We start from the raw sequence: 17,763 nt of genomic DNA, 5'->3' as shown, positions 1-17,763 counted from the left end.
ACCTTCAATCCCGCCCAAAATTGGGGATTGAAGGTTTTTAACTGTGCATGGAAGGTGGTGAGTGTTCTATTTCTCAAGTCCCAAGCTGCCCGCATATTTCTTCGGTACTAAATGTAGTTGACGCGCTAACTCCTGCGGCCAGTAGGACAAGGGAGCAGCCGTATCTTGCTTCGCCATCTCGAGTGCTTTGACGACATCGATGACGCCGTAACCAAAGTATTTGTCATGGCCCTTGTCGCCCAAATCCTGAGCGGACTGTCTCATAATTTCATAGACATCTGTATTTTTCAAGTTGGGATTAGCTGATCGAATTAACGCAGCAAGTGCTGTCACATGCGGACTAGCCATGGATGTACCAGATAAGGCAGCATATTGATTGTTGGGATACGTACTCGCGATGGTGACACCAGGGGCAGTCACATCGATATAGTCGCCGTAATTGGAGAATGGCGCTTTCTCGTTCTGTGAATCAATTGCAGCAACAGCAAACACCTCGGGATAAGCAGCTGGGTATCCAGGCTGTTCGGTATTGTCATTGCCGCTAGCTGCAATGAGGGCAACGTCTTTATCATAGGCGTACTGAATCGCATCGTGAAGAAATCCAGAGTCTGCATAATTGCCGAGACTGAGGTTCATGACTTTTGCACCGTGATCTGTTGCCCAAATGATCCCTTGCGCGACTGAATACGTACTGCCTGCACCAGTCTGATCTAGAACTTTGACGGGTAGGACTTTGTTAAACCATGACATCCCTGCAACACCCAACTGATTGTTAACAAGTGCAGAAATGACGCCTGTCACATGCGTGCCATGACCAACATCATCTTGAGGATTGTCACTTCCACTAATGACATTGTAACCAGGCAGCAACTGCCCTTGCAGGTCTGGATGTGCCAAGTCTACCCCCGTATCAACAACGGCGACAATGACATTGTTCGCTCCGCGATTAATCTGCCAACCTTGCACTGTTTCGATCAGAGGCAGATTCCATTGATACTTTTGATATAAATTATCATTGGGCATGAAGTTGGATGAGACTGGTGTTTGATTGCTGTCTGATTGGGTGCTTGATGGATTTGAATCGGTTCGTTCTTGATCATCATAGTAATCATTGGTCATATAAAGAAAGTGTGGTTCAACATACACAACGTTCCATTTGCCAAAGTAGGCGATCAATGATTTAGCGTCTCTATCATTCGTTCGAAATACGTACGTATAGCCTAGTTTTTGTGCAGATGTTGCATGGATTTCGTTTTTAATTTGATTGAGTTGAGCTTCTGATGGATCCGTTTTGAAACGGACAACGACTTCATTCTGTTGATAATGGCTAGTTCCTTGATTATCTTCAGGATGATCGACAATCTTTTCTTGGAGCGTATTCGTTTCAACGGCTTTTACTTTCCACCGGTTTTCATTCGGATAAGGCTCTAGTCTTAAATTCTTCATCTGATGATCGGTCACTTGTGCGAGTACGTCTTGATGAATGACCCCGACAAGCGAATCTTCACCACTTGATGAAGGGGTTCCTTGGACGAAATAAACGTGATGTCCAGCGCCGAATTTGGGTGACTGGTAATGCTTGCCCCCATCTACGGCAGTTTTTGCTTCTTTTAGATAGGCCGCGGACTGGTCTTTATAAGAAGAGGGGAGATCACCAGATTTGATGCCCTGCTCCCAAGCTTGGCCGCGTTTGGACCACACAAGTACATCCATTTTTTCGTGATGGCTTCGCATGTTTTTCAAGACATTGGTTACAGGCTCACCGCCTTCAATCCGACTTAGCATGGTCGTGTAATCGATCGCGCATTGACTTCTGCACAGTTCATCTGTAAGCTTCACATCTTGTTCGAGCAGCGCAAGCTTGGACGTTGTTTCATACTTGGCACTATAAACCTCAGGACCAGGCTTAGAGCGTTGTTGATGCTGTCCAGGAAAGAGGACAACCCCTAATCCTAGTACAACCGCGACGGTGGAGAGATAACGCCACATGATCATGCCCTCCTTGTTGTTTGTAGAAAAGCTAACGCATTAGTGGAAAACATATTAACTACTAGTAGGGTTAGGCGAGCGGTAATCTTTTATGCATGGTAACTGGTGTTTTACATATACCACTTCGGGATAAATTATGGTAGGATAGAAGTAGCGCAATTATAGGAGGTCTTCTAACATGGCTGTTTTTAATGTGAAAAATGTTTGTGATTCCACGCGTACGAAACTTAAAGAAACGACTGCCAAAATGGAACTGTTTCTTAATCAACATTCGCTCTCACTGTTAAATGTGGAAAATGATCCAGCAATGGATGAATTTTACCGCGGGTATTTGCAGGACACTCGTCATCTTTTAGTTTTCTGTGAAGTGGCATATGAGAAATTAGGCGTAAGTTTGAGACGACCTACATTTAATGTTGATTTTTCGGAAAAAGTGCTCTATGAGGTATACCATACATGTGTTAATACCTTTTTCTATCCTAAGAATGAGTGCTATTCGGAAGATGGTCGTTACGCTTACACTGGACAAGATGCAATTCGTTTCCGTAAGAAACCTTCACGTGAAGTACGTGATTTAACGATTGAATTGTCCAAAGTATTCGAAGAGCTTCGTGAAGATCTTGCTTACTATGAAACAGATTACATCACACAGCGCCGTATGCAAGGCGAAAAAGTTTAATCAACCACAAATCAACCAACAAAGGGATGCGGATAATCACGCATCCCTTTTCATATACAAGGGAGGAATTCGGTATGGAGCTAGAACAATTAGTCCGCATTAGCAAGGACATCATTAAGTTGAATCAACATCCTAGCGGTGGTTACGTAGCTTCTCCTCTTTTTTCAACCTATTCCTATAGTTGGCTGAGGGATGGCACGTTTATAGCAAATGCAATGGACCGTGTAGGAGAAACGAATAGTGCGGAGCAATTCTACCGCTGGGTACATCGAGTTCTGAAAGACAAACGACCGCGGCTAACGGAACTTATGCGCAAACACGAGAATAGGGAATGGATTGATCGTTCGGAGTTCTTGGGAACCCGATATCACTTGGATGGGCGAGATGATCATTCAGAGTGGGGTCACTTTCAATTGGACGGTTACGGCGCTTGGATTTGGGGGCTTGTCGAACATATTCGCATAACGGGACATAAGACACTTTTGGAAGAGTTCAGGGAAAGTATTGAGATAACCATAGATTATGTGATGACATTCTGGCACTATCCTAACTTTGATTGCTGGGAGGAATATCCCGATTATGTTCATCCTGCAACATTAGCTTGCTTATTTGGAGGACTGAAGGGGCTAGGTGAGCTGGAGGGACGTCAGGACTTGATCGAGAAAGCTGAACTCATTCGTCATTTCATACATACCCATGCCGTTCATGAAGGACGTTTCGTAAAGTCTATTCATTGTGTGAATGAAGTGTGGCAGCCAGCACTATTGGGTGTTGATGCAAGCCTCATGTGGCTCGCCCAGCCATTTGGTGTGTGTGAAGCAAGTGACCCTATTATGCTCAGAACGATGGAGGCTATTGAAAGGGATCTTAAGCATGAGGGTATTCAGCGGTATATGGAAGACAGATATTACGGTGGTGGTGAATGGCTGCTGCTCACGGCATGGTATGGTTGGATTCAGCTTGAACTGGGCAATAAACAAGAAGCAGAGCGTTGTTTGTCTTGGATAGCAAGCAAAGCGGATGCGCTGGGACGTTTACCTGAGCAAGTGGATGATTATCTTCGAGAACCCCATGTATACGAGGCATGGATTGAGAAACACGGCGAACCAGCGCTTCCACTTTTATGGTCACATGCGATGTTCTTGGTCTTATCTGACAGACTTACCTAGGCATAGATCACTCCTGAGGCGGGCAAATTGTTAAGGGGGTGATAATGATGCCAGCAGTTAAATGTGCAGTAGCGAATTGTGAATATTGGTCACAAGGAAACAACTGTCATGCGGATACGATCATGATTGAAATTGATGGACATGCGAATGCGAGCTACAATGAAGAATTTGCTTCTGAGGAATCGTTTGATACTACTCATCAAGATACTGCAACTAAAGCGGCTAATACGTGTTGCCACACGTTTAAAGCTGCGACCAAACACTAGGTATGCGTAACGCGGAGGTAGCATGAATAAAGAGGAAAGTTCTTTAGACAATGCCACCAAGGAGCGCTTCCAGAAGAGTCAGCTTCATCTCGAAAGCGGACTTCATGTCCAAGAAGAATATGCAGCTGAGATTGCTGTCCCTCAGACTAGAATAAGCCGAGATTATAAGTCTAGTTCGACTTCGACTGTCTCTGATGAGGAAGTAGCTGAGCTCGTAGAAGCTGTAACTCGCAACAAAGCAGTAGGATATGTCGCACTGTTTGTTGCTCTGGCCTCCTTATTTGTATGGCCGGTATTGCTTGGAATTTCAGGTATTATTCTCGGAATTATTGCATTTGTCATGGGGAATAAGAGCTTGGGTTCTTGGTCTGTTGTGCTTGGTTTAATAGCTGTTGCCTCGTATTTCTTATTAATTCCATATTATTCCTAGCAAGTAAAGCAAGCCGAGAAAATCGGCTTGCTTTTATTTTATTTCTGAAAAAAGGTGAAAAACAGCTTTAGAGAGCCATTTTTCACGTGTAAAGGCGCAAGAAGGGCTCATTTTAATATGTTTACGCCCATTTGCTCGTACTATTTGGCTTCAAGTGTCATATTCGCACCTTTGAATGATTACAGTATTATTATATAATGAATATTGATATTTCATCATTTTAAAATCGAAAATTAAGGGAGGTGTACCTACTCTCCTGGGTGCAGTATTGCGCTTGTAAGGGGATAGGTAAGGTATTGGAAGATCCTTTGCCCGAAACGTTAATCAGTTTTCTGTTAATGTTTGGACTAGTGTTGTTAAACGGTTTTTTTGTCGCAGCAGAATTTGCAATGGTGAAAGTGCGTGGAAGTCGAATTGAATCGCTTGTCGGTGAAGGCCGGCGGAATGCCAAGTTTGCTCAAGGAATTATGAATAATCTGGATGCTTACCTCGGGGCTTGTCAATTAGGAATTACACTCACTTCCTTAGGACTTGGTTACGTTGGTGAACCGACGTTTGCCAAAATTTTGGAGCCATTATTTGCTCCACTGGGATTACCAGACACCGTTTTTCACACAATTACTTTTATTATTGCTTTTTCCTTAATGACGACACTTCATATCACATTAGGTGAACAATTTCCTAAGACGTATGCAATTCGTAAAGCCGAACAAATTACGTTGCTATCTGCAGGACCCATGGTATTATTCTATAAAATGATGTACCCGTTCATTTGGATTTTGAATGGCATTTCGAATTGGATGCTGCGCCGTGCTGGGATCGAGCCCGCAACGGAACATGAATCTGCGCATACGGAGGACGAAATTCGAGTCCTGATGCAGGAAAGCCACAAAAACGGACTAATAGATAACACAGAGCTCACGCTTGTTGATAATATATTCGGATTTGCTGAGACGACAGCGCGCGAGATTATGATTCCTCGTACAGAGATGGAATGCTTGTATGCAGGACTTTCTTATGCAGAGAACTTAGCTATCGCGATCAAAGAAATGCGAACGCGTTACCCGGTTTGTGATCCAGATAAGGATAACATTATCGGATTCGTTCACATTAAGGATTTGCTGAAGCCAGATGCCAACTTGAAAGGCATTAAGAAAATCATTAGACCGATTACCACGGTACCGGATTCCATTCATATCAGTGATCTGCTTAAAATGATGCAGAAACGCAAGAGCCAAATGGCTTTGCTCATCGATGAATACGGCGGCACGTCAGGTCTAGTCACGCTTGAAGACATTATGGAAGAAATCGTTGGTGAAATCCAAGATGAGTTCGACGAGGAGCGCCCAACGATCGAGATGAAAGATGAGCATACATTCTCTATTGATGGATTGTTGTTAATTGATGAGGTCAATGAATATTTCGGACTTGAGATCGAGTCAGATGACTATGACACCATTGGCGGGTGGATTTATTCCCAAACTGAGATTCCCCCTAGTCGCAATCAACAGGTAAGTTATAACGATGAGTTCATGTTCATTGTAGAAGAAACCGATCATTTGCGCATATCACGTGTCACAGTGAGGAGATCATTGAATGACAATGAAATGCTGCATCAGAATATTTCTTGAAAGGCAAGAGGGGACAGTCAATAGACTGTCCTTTTTTCTATATAATAAAAGTATAGTCGGCAGGGCTCAAAACGTGTACAATGGATACATCAATAATGAAAAAGCGAGGTCGGAGAATGAACAGCATCACGAATACGCAAAGCATTGACCCTAGAGTGTTGAAGGAGCTGCTTCAGCTTCAGACGATGAGTAAGATAAGTCTTTTCGCAGATCAACCTTCATCTTCAAACACAGACGAAACTAGTGATTTTAGTGAGTTATTGAACACATTGATGGGTCAAGGTGTGAGTTCCGGCATGGATCCGCTGGACGAATCTACTCTTAATTTATCGCTAAGCAGCTTGCCAAGCGCGTTAGGCGCCTTGAATAAATCGTATACGCCATTGCAGTCCCTTTCACAGTCAACAGCTGCACCGCAGTTCGAAGGTCTCATTGGACAAGCTAGTTTGAAATACGGTGTAGACAGCTCTTTGGTAAAGGCGGTCATTCAACAAGAGTCTTCGTTTAACCATCAGGCGGTTTCATCCGCAGGTGCCAAAGGTTTAATGCAGCTTATGGACGGAACTAGCAGCGGATATGGGGTTACGAATCCATTCGATCCGAAGCAGAACATCGATGCAGGAACGAATTTCTTAAGTGGCTTATTGAAGAAATACAATGGCAACGAAGGTGTTGCGCTTGCTGCTTACAATGCAGGACCGGGACGTGTTGATCGCTTAGGGATAAAGACGGATCAGGATTTGACAGCTAAGCTTCAATTCTTGCCAAAAGAGACACAAGCGTACGTTTCGAAAGTCCTTAATCATCGTAGTAATTTTGCTCAATAAGTCAGGTTCCAATGGGCTGATTTTCGCATAAGAGATGCGGAGATCGGCCTTTCGCATTGTTGCCGTTTACTTGAGTTCTCATTGGATATACGTTTTAATAGGGAAAGCATCCCACGCAACAAGTAGGGGTATGAAGGGGAACTTGGAAACCATGCTTTATATGGATTACGCGGCGACATCGCCGCTTTATGAAGAAGTCATAGCAACAATCGCGGAAGTAATGAAATCCCATTATGGCAACCCATCCTCGATTCATCGCCTTGGTGTAGAAGCGGAAAAGCTGCTGCAGAGCGCGAAAGAAGTTATAGCATCCTCTTTGAAAGTATCGGCGAGTGAAATCATCTGTACTTCAGGGGGCACGGAGAGTAATAACTTAGCGATTAAAGGCGTAGCCTACCATTATCAGCACAGAGGTAAGCATCTCATTACTACCCAAATTGAACACCCATCCGTTAAGGAAGTATTTGCGGCTCTTGAGCAAGAGGGGTATCGCGTTACCTATCTGCCTGTGTCTAAGTTCGGTAGCGTACAACTTGAGGAACTTCAAGCTGCTATTTGCGAAGATACGATCCTAGTTAGTGTTATGTATGTGAATAATGAGATTGGCACGATTCAACCGATTCAAGCCATAGGTCAATACCTCGCAGGATTTCCGAAAATCATATTTCATGTCGACGCCGTACAAGGTATTGCTAAGCTTCCGCTAGATCCGAAGGCGTGGGGAATCGATCTTTGCAGTGCTTCTGCGCATAAATTTCGAGGGCCCAAAGGTGCGGGATTCCTATATAGGAGAACAGGCGTGCAACTCAAACCTCTGCTTGCGGGAGGCGGACAAGAATTTGGTGTTCGTTCAGGAACGGAGAATGTTCCTTTGATTGTCGGTATGGCCAAAGCACTCCGAATCAGTATGGACAATCTTGCATTAAAAATAAGTCGTAAACAGTCGTTCCGGAGACAATTGTTGACTGGTATCGCGGCCATACCTGAGCTATCGGTTTCAGGTTCTGAGCTGGATCACGAGATGGCTCCGCATATCGTTCATTTTGCATTTGCAGGAATGAAAGCAGAGGTTGTCGTGCATGCCCTTGAACAGAGGGGAGTCTACATCTCAACGAAGTCGGCATGTTCATCCGGCGAATCGGAGCCTAGTGAGGTCATGCTGGCAGTGGGATACCCGCGGGATGTGGCCACTAGCGGCTTGCGGATCAGCTTTTCTGATGAACATCAAGAGCAAGATATCGCGCTATTCCTGCGCTCATTACAAGAGGTGGTCAAGGAGCTTGCTCCCATGAGAAATCCATCTGTCATTCATAGGGGGAAGCGAAATTGAAACCGGATTGTTTAATATTGCGTTTTGGCGAAATGATGTTAAAGGGTAAGAATCGCAAACGTTTTGAACGAAGTGTGATGATTCAAATTCGTAAAGTTATGAGTTCTTTTCCTGATGTTAGGTATATTCCTGAGTTTGGACGCGTATATGTGGAGCTAGGGGGTGCCGTTTATGAACAGGCCGCTGCTTCCTTACAGCGTGTTTTTGGACTTGCATCGTTCAGTCCAGCTTACCATGCTCCATTAGAACTAGCGTCTATTCAAGAGACAGCGCTGCAGATGATGCAGGCATTACCTAAGCAGCCAACGACGTTTAAGGTGACAGCTCGCAGAGTCAATAAAGCATTTCCACATGACTCTCAGCAGATGAATTACTTGGTTGGCGGCTATGTGCTTCAAGCGATTCCAGGATTGCAAGTGGATGTTCGAAATCCTGAGGTTGAATTGCGAGTAGAAATCCGAGAGGATAAGGTGCTTTTATACGTTGAAGTCATTGAAGGGGCGGGTGGATTTCCATCAGGAACAAGTGGCAAAGCGCTGCTTATGCTGTCCGGCGGTATTGATAGCCCTGTTGCAGGCTGGTTAGCCATGCGAAAAGGTTTGACCGTGGAAGCTATTCATTTCCATAGTTACCCTTATACGAGCGAGCGAGCCAAGGATAAGGTCATCGAACTGGCACATCAGTTGGCAGGCTACACAGACTCTTTAAAGCTTCATATGGTGTCCTTCACTGAGGTTCAAACTTCTATTCACCGTGCGTATCAAGATAATCTACTAGTTACGCTTATACGGAGAGCCATGTATCGAATTGCTGAGCGAATCGCGGATCGAGAAGGACTTGGAGCACTCGTTACAGGTGAGAGTTTGGGGCAAGTAGCTAGTCAAACGCTGCCAAGTCTACATGCCATAGGGCGTGTGGTTACACTGCCGCTTTTACAACCGTTGATGATGATGGACAAGCAAGAAATTATTGGGATTGCTGAATCGATTGGAACTTTTCCTATTTCGATTTTACCTTACGAAGATTGTTGTTCCTTATTTCTTCCACCTTCGCCAAGTACGAATCCAAACTTACGCCTTGTGGAGAAGCTAGAAGACAGTATGACATTTTTAAATGAGCTTATTGATAAAGCCGTTCTAGAAACGGAAACTATTGAAGTCGTACATGGACAATTGAAACTGGAAACTAACGCCCATTTATTCTAACTCCTCGATGCCGCTATGATCGCATTCGTTCCAATCATTTGCTCTCCGTGTTCGTCAGGAGGTCATGAAGCTATGATTGATGCGCTTTTATTATTTCTGCAAATTATGTTAATTAATATCGTTCTAAGCGGCGATAATGCTGTTGTCATTGCCTTAGCTAGCAAGAACCTCCCACTGGAGCAGCGGAAGCTTGCGATATGGTGGGGGGCGTTCGGTGCTATTGCCTTGCGCTTAATACTGACACTTGTAGCTGTGAGTCTGCTTTCCATTCCTTTTATCCAAGCTGGCGGTTCTGTCTTGCTGTTATGGATTGCTATAAAGCTTCTTACGGATGAGGATGGGCATTCGAATGTTAAAGAAGCTTCAACGCTGGGCAAAGCGATTTGGACCATTATTGTCGCAGATTTCGTTATGAGTTTGGATAATGTATTGGCTATTGCAGCCAAAGGAAACGGCAACAACACGGTCATTATTCTAGGTATTGGACTAAGTATTCCGATTATTATTTGGGGAAGTACACTCGTCATGAATTTATTGCAGAAATACCCGATTCTAGTTTTTATCGGAGCGGGCATACTTGGATATACCGCAGGGGAAATGTTTGTAAAAGATGAGAAAATGATCGACTGGCTGTTGCATGATTATGAGTTCTTACATGTTTGGATCCCCATTCTGGCGACTGTCGTCGTAATTGCATCGGGTGTAATCGCCAAAGGGGTACGAATGTTTCAACTTAAAACACGGAATGAATAATTGCGAAGCACGCTGACTTTAGGTCAGTGTGCTGTTTTTTTTGTGCCAAGCGAAAGCCCATAATGACCAGCCATAAATCAAGAGGAAGAGAATAATTAATGCTGTGGAATACCGATACATTATGGCGTAACTGCCACTCCAGTTTGCGAGTGCCCCTAGCGCCATAGCCCCTAACCCAATACCCAAATCATTGGCAGAGAAGAAGGTTCCATTGGCTGCGCCTCTCCGTTCAAGGGAAGAACGTTGAATTGTCCATGCCTGTAATGCGGGTTGTATGGAACCGAATCCAACACCATAACATAAGGCTGCAATAGCGAGGCTAGTATTGGAATTCGCATACGAAAGCAACACAAGGCCTGTAATCGTGAATGCTGCACCAGGGAGCAGAACCCATTCGGGCCCTTTGCGATCAAAGAGAACCCCAGTGATTGGTCTTACAAGCAGCACCATACTTGCATTGCTTAAGAAGAATAAGCCGACATTGGGGATACCTGCTTCTAAACCGAATAAGGTAATGAAGGTTACGATTCCTCCGTAACATACTGCACTGCATAGGAGCAGGGCGGAAGGGAGGAGTGCACTTTGTTCCCAAAGACGATCTACAAAGCGAGGTCGTTGTTGAGGTTTCTCTGATAGAAGCGGTTTGGGATATATAATGAATAGCGAGCTAAACAGAGATAGAAGAGCAAGAATGGTTGAGATTAAAAGCACATAAGAAAACCCAAATGACTGCATGACCGATAAGCCTGTTAAAGGTCCGATTGCCATGGCCAAGGTGTTGGATAACCCATAATAACCCATTCCCTCGCCGCGGCGTTCCGGAGGGATGATATCGGCAATGACAGTTCCGAGTGAGGTCGTCGACAATCCCCATCCAATCCCATGGACAAAACGTGCCGCTAGAATAAGTGTAACTGCAGCAATATAGGAATAACCAGCAATCGTAAGTGCGCAAATCGCTAAACCGACTAGGAGAACATGCTTTCTGCCCAATAGGTCTAATGCTCTGCCTGCGAATGGTCGTGTCAGGAGGGAGGAAATAGTGAAGATCCCAATAACAAGCCCAACCTGGACGTTGTCTCCACCTAATTGAGAAAGATGAGTTGGTATCGTAGGGATGAGCATTTGAAAGCTAAAAAAAAGCAGTAAATTCGCGAGTGATGTGATCAGAAAGGCTTTGGTCCAAAGTGGTTTCCGCTCAGATGTATTGCTCGTAAGAGTTTGTTTCATGATGCCTCCCCAGTCGAACATCAGACAACCATTGCCAAGGCAAAGGGTACTGTGCGAGCTTTAGTATACCCCGACAATTGGAATTGAACGCAAAGAACTCCAACGAGAAACACCTAGCATTTTCATGTCACGTAAGCTAAAATATTTGTTGAAGGGTGTCGATTTATTAACCGATTTCACCCTATTTACTATGTGTCCACTTTAGGAGGGGTTCGTATCGCTAGAAATAGCTACTCCATTGGTATTGTATTTATTGGCTTGGCTGTCTTATTGCTGCTAGGCAAATTAGGAGTCTTCCAGTTGCTGGTTTCCTTTTTTTGGCCGCTTGTCTTACTCGTTCCTGGACTGCTCTTTCATTTGTTGTATTTTAACCGTCGATTACCTGCTGGCGTACTCGTTCCTGGCGGCATTTTAACCTTATACTCACTTATGTTTTTCTTTTGCAACTTGTTTGGATGGGGTGCCATGTCTTATATTTGGCCAGGCTTCATTCTAGGACCTGCTATTGGTTTATATGAGCTTCACTTGTTTGATCGGGGGAGTGATCGGGGCATTTGGATTGCCGCTATGGTGTTAGGAATTATTTCAGCTGCGCTTTTTGCTTTGACTCTGCTAGTCAAATTAGGGATTTATGTAATCGCTTTGATCCTTGTAGTTGTTGGACTTTCCATGATTTTCCGAAAGCGAAGACTGTGGTGATCTAACTTCTTTCCAGTTAAAAGTTTTGTTAAGTGTGCCTTTTGTCTTGCATAATGTCGAGAAACTGCGTATACTAAGTGTAAATGTCAAGCGTCGGCGCTTATGTCCGACGCTTGTTTTATGAACAGAGACGAAAATTATAGGGTAGAGAGGGTTTGACATTCATGCACGCAAGAGACAAGATTCGCAATATTGCTATTATTGCACACGTTGACCACGGTAAAACAACACTCGTAGATAAATTGCTTCAACAATCCGGAACATTCCGCGATAACGAAGCTATTCAAGAAAGAGCGATGGACTCCAATGATCTAGAGAGAGAACGCGGTATTACCATCCTTGCCAAGAATACGGCGATTAACTATAAAGATTACTTGATCAACATTGTAGATACACCAGGACATGCTGACTTCGGTGGAGAAGTTGAACGTATCATGAAAATGGTAGACGGCGTATTGTTGGTTGTCGATGCTTTCGAAGGTACAATGCCACAAACGAAATTCGTTCTACGTAAAGCACTTGAGAGCAACTTATCTCCAGTCGTAGTTGTAAACAAAATTGACCGTCCGAACGCTCGTCCTCAAGAAGTTGTTGACGAAGTTCTAGACTTGTTCATTGAGCTTGGCGCTACTGACGAGCAACTTGATTTCCACGTTGTGTATGCTTCCGCATTGCAAGGAACGTCAAGTCTTGATCCAGAGAAACAAGATGCGAACATGGAAGCTATCTATGAAACTGTTGTTAACCACATCCCATCACCAACAGAAGATGTTGAACAACCGCTTCAATTCCTAGTTACATTGATGGATTACAATGAGTACTTGGGTCGTATCGGTGTAGGCCGTGTGAACCGTGGTAAAATCCGTCAAGGTCAAACTGTTGCAGTTATGACACGTGAAGGCGGGCAAAAACAAGCTAGAATCGAGAAACTTTTCGGTTTCAGCGGTTTGAAGCGAATTGAAATTGAAGAAGCAGCTGCAGGGGATATCATTGCCATTGCAGGTATCAAAGATATTAACATTGGTGAAACCGTAGCAGATCCTACGAACCCAGAAGCTTTGCCAGTCTTGAAAATCGATGAGCCAACGCTTCAAATGACATTTATCGTAAACAACTCGCCATTCGCTGGTCGTGAAGGTAAATGGGTTACTTCCCGTAAAATCCGTGAGCGTCTATACAAAGAGCTTGAAACAGATGTTTCCCTTCGTGTTGAAGATACAGACAGCCCGGATGCCTTTATCGTATCTGGCCGCGGTGAGCTTCACTTAGGTATTTTGATCGAGAACATGCGCCGTGAAGGCTTTGAATTACAAGTTTCCAAACCTGAAGTTATCATTCGTCAAATCGACGGACAAAAAATGGAGCCGATTGAGCATTTGATCATCGACGTTCCAGAAGATAGCATGGGTTCCGTTATGGAGAGCTTAGGTTCTCGTAAAGCCGAAATGGTCAACATGATCAACAACGGCAGCGGTAACGTTCGTCTAGAGTTCAAGATCCCAGCGCGCGGTTTAATCGGTTACAGAACGAACTTCTTGACACTAACTCGTGGTTATGGAATTATGAACCATGCATTTGACAGTTACGGCCCTTACCAAGGAGCTGGCGTTGGCGGACGTCATGAAGGTGTACTTGTATCCAGCGAATCCGGTGTTTCCACACTTTACGGAATTCTTTCCGTTGAAGATCGCGGTATCTTGTTCGTACATCCACAAACAGAAGTTTATGAAGGTATGGTTGTTGGTGAGCATACGCGTGACAATGATATCATCGTTAACATCTGTAAAGAAAAAGCAGTAAATAACATCCGTTCCGCGAACAAAGAAGAAACGGTGAAAATGAAAACACCTCGTTCGTATTCTTTGGAGCAAGCTCTTGAGTATTTGAACGATGATGAGTATTGCGAAATTACGCCGAAATCGGTTCGTATTCGTAAAAAGATCTTAAACAAGAGCGAGCGCGAGCGTGCTGAGAAGCACCGCAAAACAGCGGAAGCTAACGTTTAATTCACAAAGTATTCGAATAAAGGGAAATGTCGGCTTTCTAGCCCCATTTCCCTTTATTTTATTGTCGTTTTAAGGGATAATGAGGAAGGACTTACTTTGGATGACATAAACTATGAATGAAATGGAGTGTATGTTCGTTGACTGCCCTGAATGAATGGTTTGCCAATCATCTCTTGATTACGTATCTATTAATCTTTGTTTTCATGTCCTATGTGTACAATAAAGTGTTTCGTACACGCAAGCTGCCTGTACTCAAAGCGGCTCTTATTTATGTGCTATTAGCACTTGGTTCCATCATGCTCCTCGTATTCCAAATCGTAGGATTACCTATTGTACTTTGTTTGGCTGTAGCTATCTCATTAATGTTGATGGTGAGAATTCGTTATTTTATTGAAAAAAGAACCGGCAAAAGGCCGACTTAACGAGTAAGGAGTTCATGCCTTATGACCCGATATTGGTTAACGCCTATTCTCAGTTATTCACCGCTGGTGTTGGGTGCTGAGCGCGTGAGCTGCTTGCCAGACGCTGAATTCGAATCGTTCCGACAACTGGCAAGCAATCAACATCCTCGCTTGCTGCCAATGTTCAAATCGAGCCTGCTGCTTAGTGATGATGAAGAAGTGTGTGGTTCAGACCTCGTAGAATTAGATTTAAGGGATGAAGGTGATATTGTCTTTGACAGTAAGCCTTTTCATCTTTCACACTGTGCAGAAGCCTTTATGGATCGTTTGTTGACGAGGGTGGAAGCCAAGGCACTCCTAATGGCGATGGATGAGCAACGGAAAGCTAGCTTTGGCAGACATGAAGTGTGGATTAAACAATGGATGGATTGGTTAAATGCCGGTTATGATATTGTTCTACTAAGAGAGGATGGCTGATTTCAATGAAGTTAGGGGATGCTTTTTTCAATTGGCTGCAAATGCATATCGTATCCCAGGCTCGGCCTGATGATGAAGCGGCGAAGGATACATTGGATTTTTTTGCTCTTATTTTAGTTGAAGATCACGGGGTCAGTAATCTTGAAGTGTTGCCCATGGATGATCCGATGAAAATATGGATTGGCTATGATCACGAAGGCGAATATCATAAGCATTGTTTCGACCGGGAGAGTGCGGAAAAACTGTTGGATGATATCAATTCAAATCCCATTTACAATAATCAGTAACGGTCAGACCGTGTGAACATCTGTGGACATAACTTTAACAAATCAACGTACACTTAAATATATCTTGGCAATAAAGGAGTGCCTGTTGATTTGAAAATAGATACATAATGGTGGAACGCTTGGCACTCACTATGCTATACTGTAAGTGTAAGGAGCGTTTTCAACCACCTAGTAGGAGGCGCAAACGATATGGCTGAATATCTTACTGCTGCACCGATGCAATGGATAGCGAGCGCCCACATGATGAATACAGCCCAATATGCGAAAGCTTGTGAGAGCCGAGATGCCCTAATTTCACTCGGCCGAGTTTTTGATGCGATAAAAAAAGCCTAGATCTGCGTTTGCAGTCAGGCTTTTTGTCATCTACAGCGATTTATCGGGCTGGTACCTGAGGGCTATCCCCATTCGGACCTGCATTATCGATGTCAGGATCGTTTCGGATATCACGTGGCAGTTGCGGCATTACGCGACCAACGATATCAGCCATTTGTTCTGCGAAGCCTTGTATAGGTCTTCCTGCTTGAATGTTATCCCGGATGTTGCGCAAGCGTTGATCCAAATCCATATCAGCCGTCACGATCGCATTAACCCCATAAGGATCTTTCTTGAGTGCTTCAGCGACCGAATATTTAACGGTTCCGACTTTGGCTCGATCAAGCTCCTTCTTAATATTAATGCCGACGACAGCTGTATTGCCGAAGACGACGCAATGTGCGCTTTCAACCTGCGGGATACCCATTGCTAGGTTTTCCAAATGCGCTGCAACCGCCTTAGAATCTTTGATTTCTAGCTTTTGCGGAGCAATTTGTTGAACTTTTACTTGATTTTGATTCGTATCTTGAGAGGGGGCACCACTTTTCGGCGCTTGACTGCAGCCTACCGCGAGGATCAGTATCAGTCCGCATACGTATATTAGTCTCACCAGAATCGTTCCCTTCTTTCCTTGAATCTCGCGTTTAGTTTGTCCTGTACAGTTAGGTTGTATGTATGAATATAACCAATGATCTAACGCCAAATCTGGGAGGGGACACACCAATGAAAAAAATTTACGTGTTAGATACCAATGTACTTCTTCAGGATCCCAATGCTTTATTCGCATTTGAAGATAATGAAGTAGTCATACCCGCCGTGGTGTTGGAAGAAATCGATTCTAAGAAACGAAATGCGGATGAAATCGGTCGCAATGCTAGACATGTGTCGAGATTGCTAGATGGATTAAGATCGAAAGGCAATTTATCCGATGGAATTACACTCGAACATGGCGGCAGTATTAAAGTGGAGCTTAATCATCGCAGCTTTGCCAAGCTGCAAGATACGTTTGCTGAACTAACGAACGACAATCGCATTCTAGCGGTTGCTCTTAATTACCATTTGGAAGAACAAGAGAATGATGAGGCTAGACCTGTTGTTATAGTTAGTAAAGATACATTGGTCCGGATTAAAGCGGACGTTCTGGGTATCCCGGCACAGGATTACTTAACAGATCGGATTGTAGCCCAAACCGATATGTATACGGGCTATATCACACTCTTTGTTCACCCTTCGATTATTGATGAATTTTATTCGTATCGCTTCTTGACCGTTACATCACTTAATTTGAGCTATATGCTGCACCCGCATGAATTCGTGATATTACGTGATGAGCTAGGCTCTTCCAAGTCCGCCTTGCTCAAAGTTACGCCAGATGCCAAAAAGCTTGAGCCGCTTTACATGAGTAATGATCCCATCTGGGGAATCGCCGCGCGTAACGCGCAGCAGCGAATGGCACTTGAGCTACTGCTCAATGACGATATCCCGCTCGTCACCCTAACTGGGAAAGCGGGTACAGGTAAAACGCTGCTAACATTAGCTGCGGGGCTCATGAAAATTGAGGATGATCGTAAATACAAGAAACTGTTAATTGCTCGTCCGGTCGTTCCGATGGGCAAGGATATCGGTTACCTGCCTGGTGAAAAAGATGAAAAGCTGCGTCCATGGATGCAGCCGATCTATGATAATTTGGAATACTTATTCGATACCAAAAAACCAGGTGATATAGAAAAAATACTTGCTGGTCTAGGTAGTATTCAAGTTGAAGCGTTAACGTACATTCGTGGACGTTCCATACCTGGGCAATTTATTATTATTGATGAAGCGCAGAACCTTTCCAAACACGAAGTGAAAACGATTGTATCTCGGGTAGGAGAAGGCAGTAAAATCGTGCTCCTTGGCGATCCAGATCAAATCGACCATCCATACCTCGATGCCTCCAGCAACGGGCTTACGTATGTGGTAGAACGCTTTAAACAGGAAGGTATCAGCGGACATATCACATTGGAACGCGGTGAACGGTCACATCTGGCCCAATTGGCAGCGGATTTGCTCTAAAAGAAGAAGAGCCCACA

Annotated in this window: 19 protein-coding genes; 16 read left to right on the top strand and 3 right to left on the bottom strand. The window is 44.1% G+C overall.

The annotated features are described in order from the left end of the window. Positions 1–66 precede the first annotated feature (66 nt). On the bottom strand, positions 67–1,989 hold the full coding sequence (locus AC58PV_RS20765) for a S8 family peptidase (RefSeq protein ID WP_497434275.1): 1,923 nt from the start codon (positions 1,987–1,989) through the stop codon (positions 67–69). A gap of 178 nt (positions 1,990–2,167) precedes the next feature. Between AC58PV_RS20765 and AC58PV_RS20760 the strand changes: the two genes are divergently transcribed. The 9 genes from AC58PV_RS20760 to AC58PV_RS20720 all read left to right on the top strand — a co-directional run bounded on the left by AC58PV_RS20760 (position 2,168) and on the right by AC58PV_RS20720 (position 10,279). Next, the gene (locus AC58PV_RS20760) at positions 2,168–2,668 is read left to right on the top strand and encodes a YpuI family protein (RefSeq protein ID WP_028558040.1); all 501 of its coding nucleotides are present in this window, start codon (positions 2,168–2,170) and stop codon (positions 2,666–2,668) included. Between the two features lie 74 nt (positions 2,669–2,742). Beyond that, positions 2,743–3,837 carry a glycoside hydrolase family 15 protein gene (locus AC58PV_RS20755; protein ID WP_497434274.1) on the top strand — a complete coding sequence of 365 codons (1,095 nt, stop codon included), beginning with the start codon at positions 2,743–2,745 and terminating at the stop codon, positions 3,835–3,837. Positions 3,838–3,881: 44 nt separating this feature from the next. Next, on the top strand, positions 3,882–4,103 hold the full coding sequence (locus tag AC58PV_RS20750) for a DUF1540 domain-containing protein (protein ID WP_497434272.1): 222 nt from the start codon (positions 3,882–3,884) through the stop codon (positions 4,101–4,103). A 22-nt stretch (positions 4,104–4,125) separates the two neighbouring features. Then, positions 4,126–4,533: a hypothetical protein gene (locus tag AC58PV_RS20745; RefSeq protein ID WP_497434271.1), complete on the top strand. Its 408-nt coding sequence runs from the start codon at positions 4,126–4,128 to the stop codon at positions 4,531–4,533. Between the two features lie 338 nt (positions 4,534–4,871). Then, positions 4,872–6,164 carry a hemolysin family protein gene (locus tag AC58PV_RS20740; protein WP_497434436.1) on the top strand — a complete coding sequence of 431 codons (1,293 nt, stop codon included), beginning with the start codon at positions 4,872–4,874 and terminating at the stop codon, positions 6,162–6,164. Between the two features lie 116 nt (positions 6,165–6,280). Next, on the top strand, positions 6,281–6,991 hold the full coding sequence (locus tag AC58PV_RS20735; protein ID WP_497434270.1) for a lytic transglycosylase domain-containing protein: 711 nt from the start codon (positions 6,281–6,283) through the stop codon (positions 6,989–6,991). Between the two features lie 151 nt (positions 6,992–7,142). Further along, on the top strand, positions 7,143–8,321 hold the full coding sequence (locus tag AC58PV_RS20730; RefSeq protein WP_497434435.1) for a cysteine desulfurase family protein: 1,179 nt from the start codon (positions 7,143–7,145) through the stop codon (positions 8,319–8,321). Further along, a complete protein-coding gene (thiI, locus tag AC58PV_RS20725; protein ID WP_497434269.1) occupies positions 8,318–9,526 on the top strand; it encodes a tRNA uracil 4-sulfurtransferase ThiI in 1,209 nt (402 codons plus the stop codon). The genes AC58PV_RS20730 and thiI overlap by 4 nt, the downstream gene beginning before the upstream one ends. 72 nt (positions 9,527–9,598) lie before the next feature. After that, the gene (locus tag AC58PV_RS20720; protein WP_497434267.1) at positions 9,599–10,279 is read left to right on the top strand and encodes a TerC family protein; all 681 of its coding nucleotides are present in this window, start codon (positions 9,599–9,601) and stop codon (positions 10,277–10,279) included. Between the two features lie 18 nt (positions 10,280–10,297). Here the strand turns inward: AC58PV_RS20720 and AC58PV_RS20715 are convergent, their stop codons facing one another. Beyond that, a complete protein-coding gene (locus AC58PV_RS20715) occupies positions 10,298–11,509 on the bottom strand; it encodes an MFS transporter (protein WP_497434266.1) in 1,212 nt (403 codons plus the stop codon). A gap of 300 nt (positions 11,510–11,809) precedes the next feature. On the opposite strand from AC58PV_RS20715, the gene AC58PV_RS20710 reads away from it, so the two are divergent. From AC58PV_RS20710 to AC58PV_RS20685, 6 genes are all read left to right on the top strand, one after another. After that, on the top strand, positions 11,810–12,208 hold the full coding sequence (locus AC58PV_RS20710; RefSeq protein ID WP_497434265.1) for a hypothetical protein: 399 nt from the start codon (positions 11,810–11,812) through the stop codon (positions 12,206–12,208). 164 nt (positions 12,209–12,372) lie between these two features. Then, positions 12,373–14,214: a translational GTPase TypA gene (gene typA / locus AC58PV_RS20705; protein WP_497434263.1), complete on the top strand. Its 1,842-nt coding sequence runs from the start codon at positions 12,373–12,375 to the stop codon at positions 14,212–14,214. A 146-nt stretch (positions 14,215–14,360) separates the two neighbouring features. Continuing rightward, entirely contained in the window at positions 14,361–14,636 is a 276-nt protein-coding gene (locus AC58PV_RS20700; protein WP_497434434.1) for a YlaH-like family protein, read from the top strand. A gap of 21 nt (positions 14,637–14,657) precedes the next feature. Continuing rightward, on the top strand, positions 14,658–15,092 hold the full coding sequence (locus AC58PV_RS20695; RefSeq protein ID WP_497434262.1) for a hypothetical protein: 435 nt from the start codon (positions 14,658–14,660) through the stop codon (positions 15,090–15,092). Positions 15,093–15,097: 5 nt separating this feature from the next. Then, complete coding sequence (locus tag AC58PV_RS20690; RefSeq protein ID WP_497434261.1) at positions 15,098–15,379, top strand: hypothetical protein; 282 nt, start codon at positions 15,098–15,100, stop codon at positions 15,377–15,379. Between the two features lie 189 nt (positions 15,380–15,568). Beyond that, positions 15,569–15,712 carry a hypothetical protein gene (locus tag AC58PV_RS20685; RefSeq protein ID WP_497434260.1) on the top strand — a complete coding sequence of 48 codons (144 nt, stop codon included), beginning with the start codon at positions 15,569–15,571 and terminating at the stop codon, positions 15,710–15,712. Between the two features lie 40 nt (positions 15,713–15,752). On the opposite strand, the gene AC58PV_RS20680 is transcribed toward AC58PV_RS20685, so the two are convergent. After that, positions 15,753–16,301: a YhcN/YlaJ family sporulation lipoprotein gene (locus AC58PV_RS20680; protein WP_497434258.1), complete on the bottom strand. Its 549-nt coding sequence runs from the start codon at positions 16,299–16,301 to the stop codon at positions 15,753–15,755. A 113-nt stretch (positions 16,302–16,414) separates the two neighbouring features. Between AC58PV_RS20680 and AC58PV_RS20675 the strand changes: the two genes are divergently transcribed. Then, on the top strand, positions 16,415–17,746 hold the full coding sequence (locus AC58PV_RS20675; protein ID WP_497434257.1) for a PhoH family protein: 1,332 nt from the start codon (positions 16,415–16,417) through the stop codon (positions 17,744–17,746). The last annotated feature ends 17 nt before the right edge of the window (positions 17,747–17,763 follow it).

Source organism: Paenibacillus sp. J22FR83 (assembly GCF_059691955.1).
This window is presented reverse-complemented; position numbering and strand designations above follow the sequence as displayed.

Coding starts and splice junctions, on each gene's coding strand:
- AC58PV_RS20745 (WP_497434271.1), top strand. CDS start 4,126: ATGAATAAAGAGGAAAGTTCTTTAGACAATGCCACCAAGGAGCGCTTC.
- AC58PV_RS20755 (WP_497434274.1), top strand. CDS start 2,743: ATGGAGCTAGAACAATTAGTCCGCATTAGCAAGGACATCATTAAGTTG.
- AC58PV_RS20720 (WP_497434267.1), top strand. CDS start 9,599: ATGATTGATGCGCTTTTATTATTTCTGCAAATTATGTTAATTAATATC.
- typA (WP_497434263.1), top strand. CDS start 12,373: ATGCACGCAAGAGACAAGATTCGCAATATTGCTATTATTGCACACGTT.
- AC58PV_RS20740 (WP_497434436.1), top strand. CDS start 4,872: ATGTTTGGACTAGTGTTGTTAAACGGTTTTTTTGTCGCAGCAGAATTT.
- AC58PV_RS20765 (WP_497434275.1), bottom strand. CDS start 1,989: ATGTGGCGTTATCTCTCCACCGTCGCGGTTGTACTAGGATTAGGGGTT.
- AC58PV_RS20715 (WP_497434266.1), bottom strand. CDS start 11,509: ATGAAACAAACTCTTACGAGCAATACATCTGAGCGGAAACCACTTTGG.
- AC58PV_RS20750 (WP_497434272.1), top strand. CDS start 3,882: ATGATGCCAGCAGTTAAATGTGCAGTAGCGAATTGTGAATATTGGTCA.
- AC58PV_RS20695 (WP_497434262.1), top strand. CDS start 14,658: ATGACCCGATATTGGTTAACGCCTATTCTCAGTTATTCACCGCTGGTG.
- AC58PV_RS20735 (WP_497434270.1), top strand. CDS start 6,281: ATGAACAGCATCACGAATACGCAAAGCATTGACCCTAGAGTGTTGAAG.
- AC58PV_RS20690 (WP_497434261.1), top strand. CDS start 15,098: ATGAAGTTAGGGGATGCTTTTTTCAATTGGCTGCAAATGCATATCGTA.
- AC58PV_RS20760 (WP_028558040.1), top strand. CDS start 2,168: ATGGCTGTTTTTAATGTGAAAAATGTTTGTGATTCCACGCGTACGAAA.
- AC58PV_RS20675 (WP_497434257.1), top strand. CDS start 16,415: ATGAAAAAAATTTACGTGTTAGATACCAATGTACTTCTTCAGGATCCC.
- AC58PV_RS20685 (WP_497434260.1), top strand. CDS start 15,569: ATGGCTGAATATCTTACTGCTGCACCGATGCAATGGATAGCGAGCGCC.
- AC58PV_RS20730 (WP_497434435.1), top strand. CDS start 7,143: ATGCTTTATATGGATTACGCGGCGACATCGCCGCTTTATGAAGAAGTC.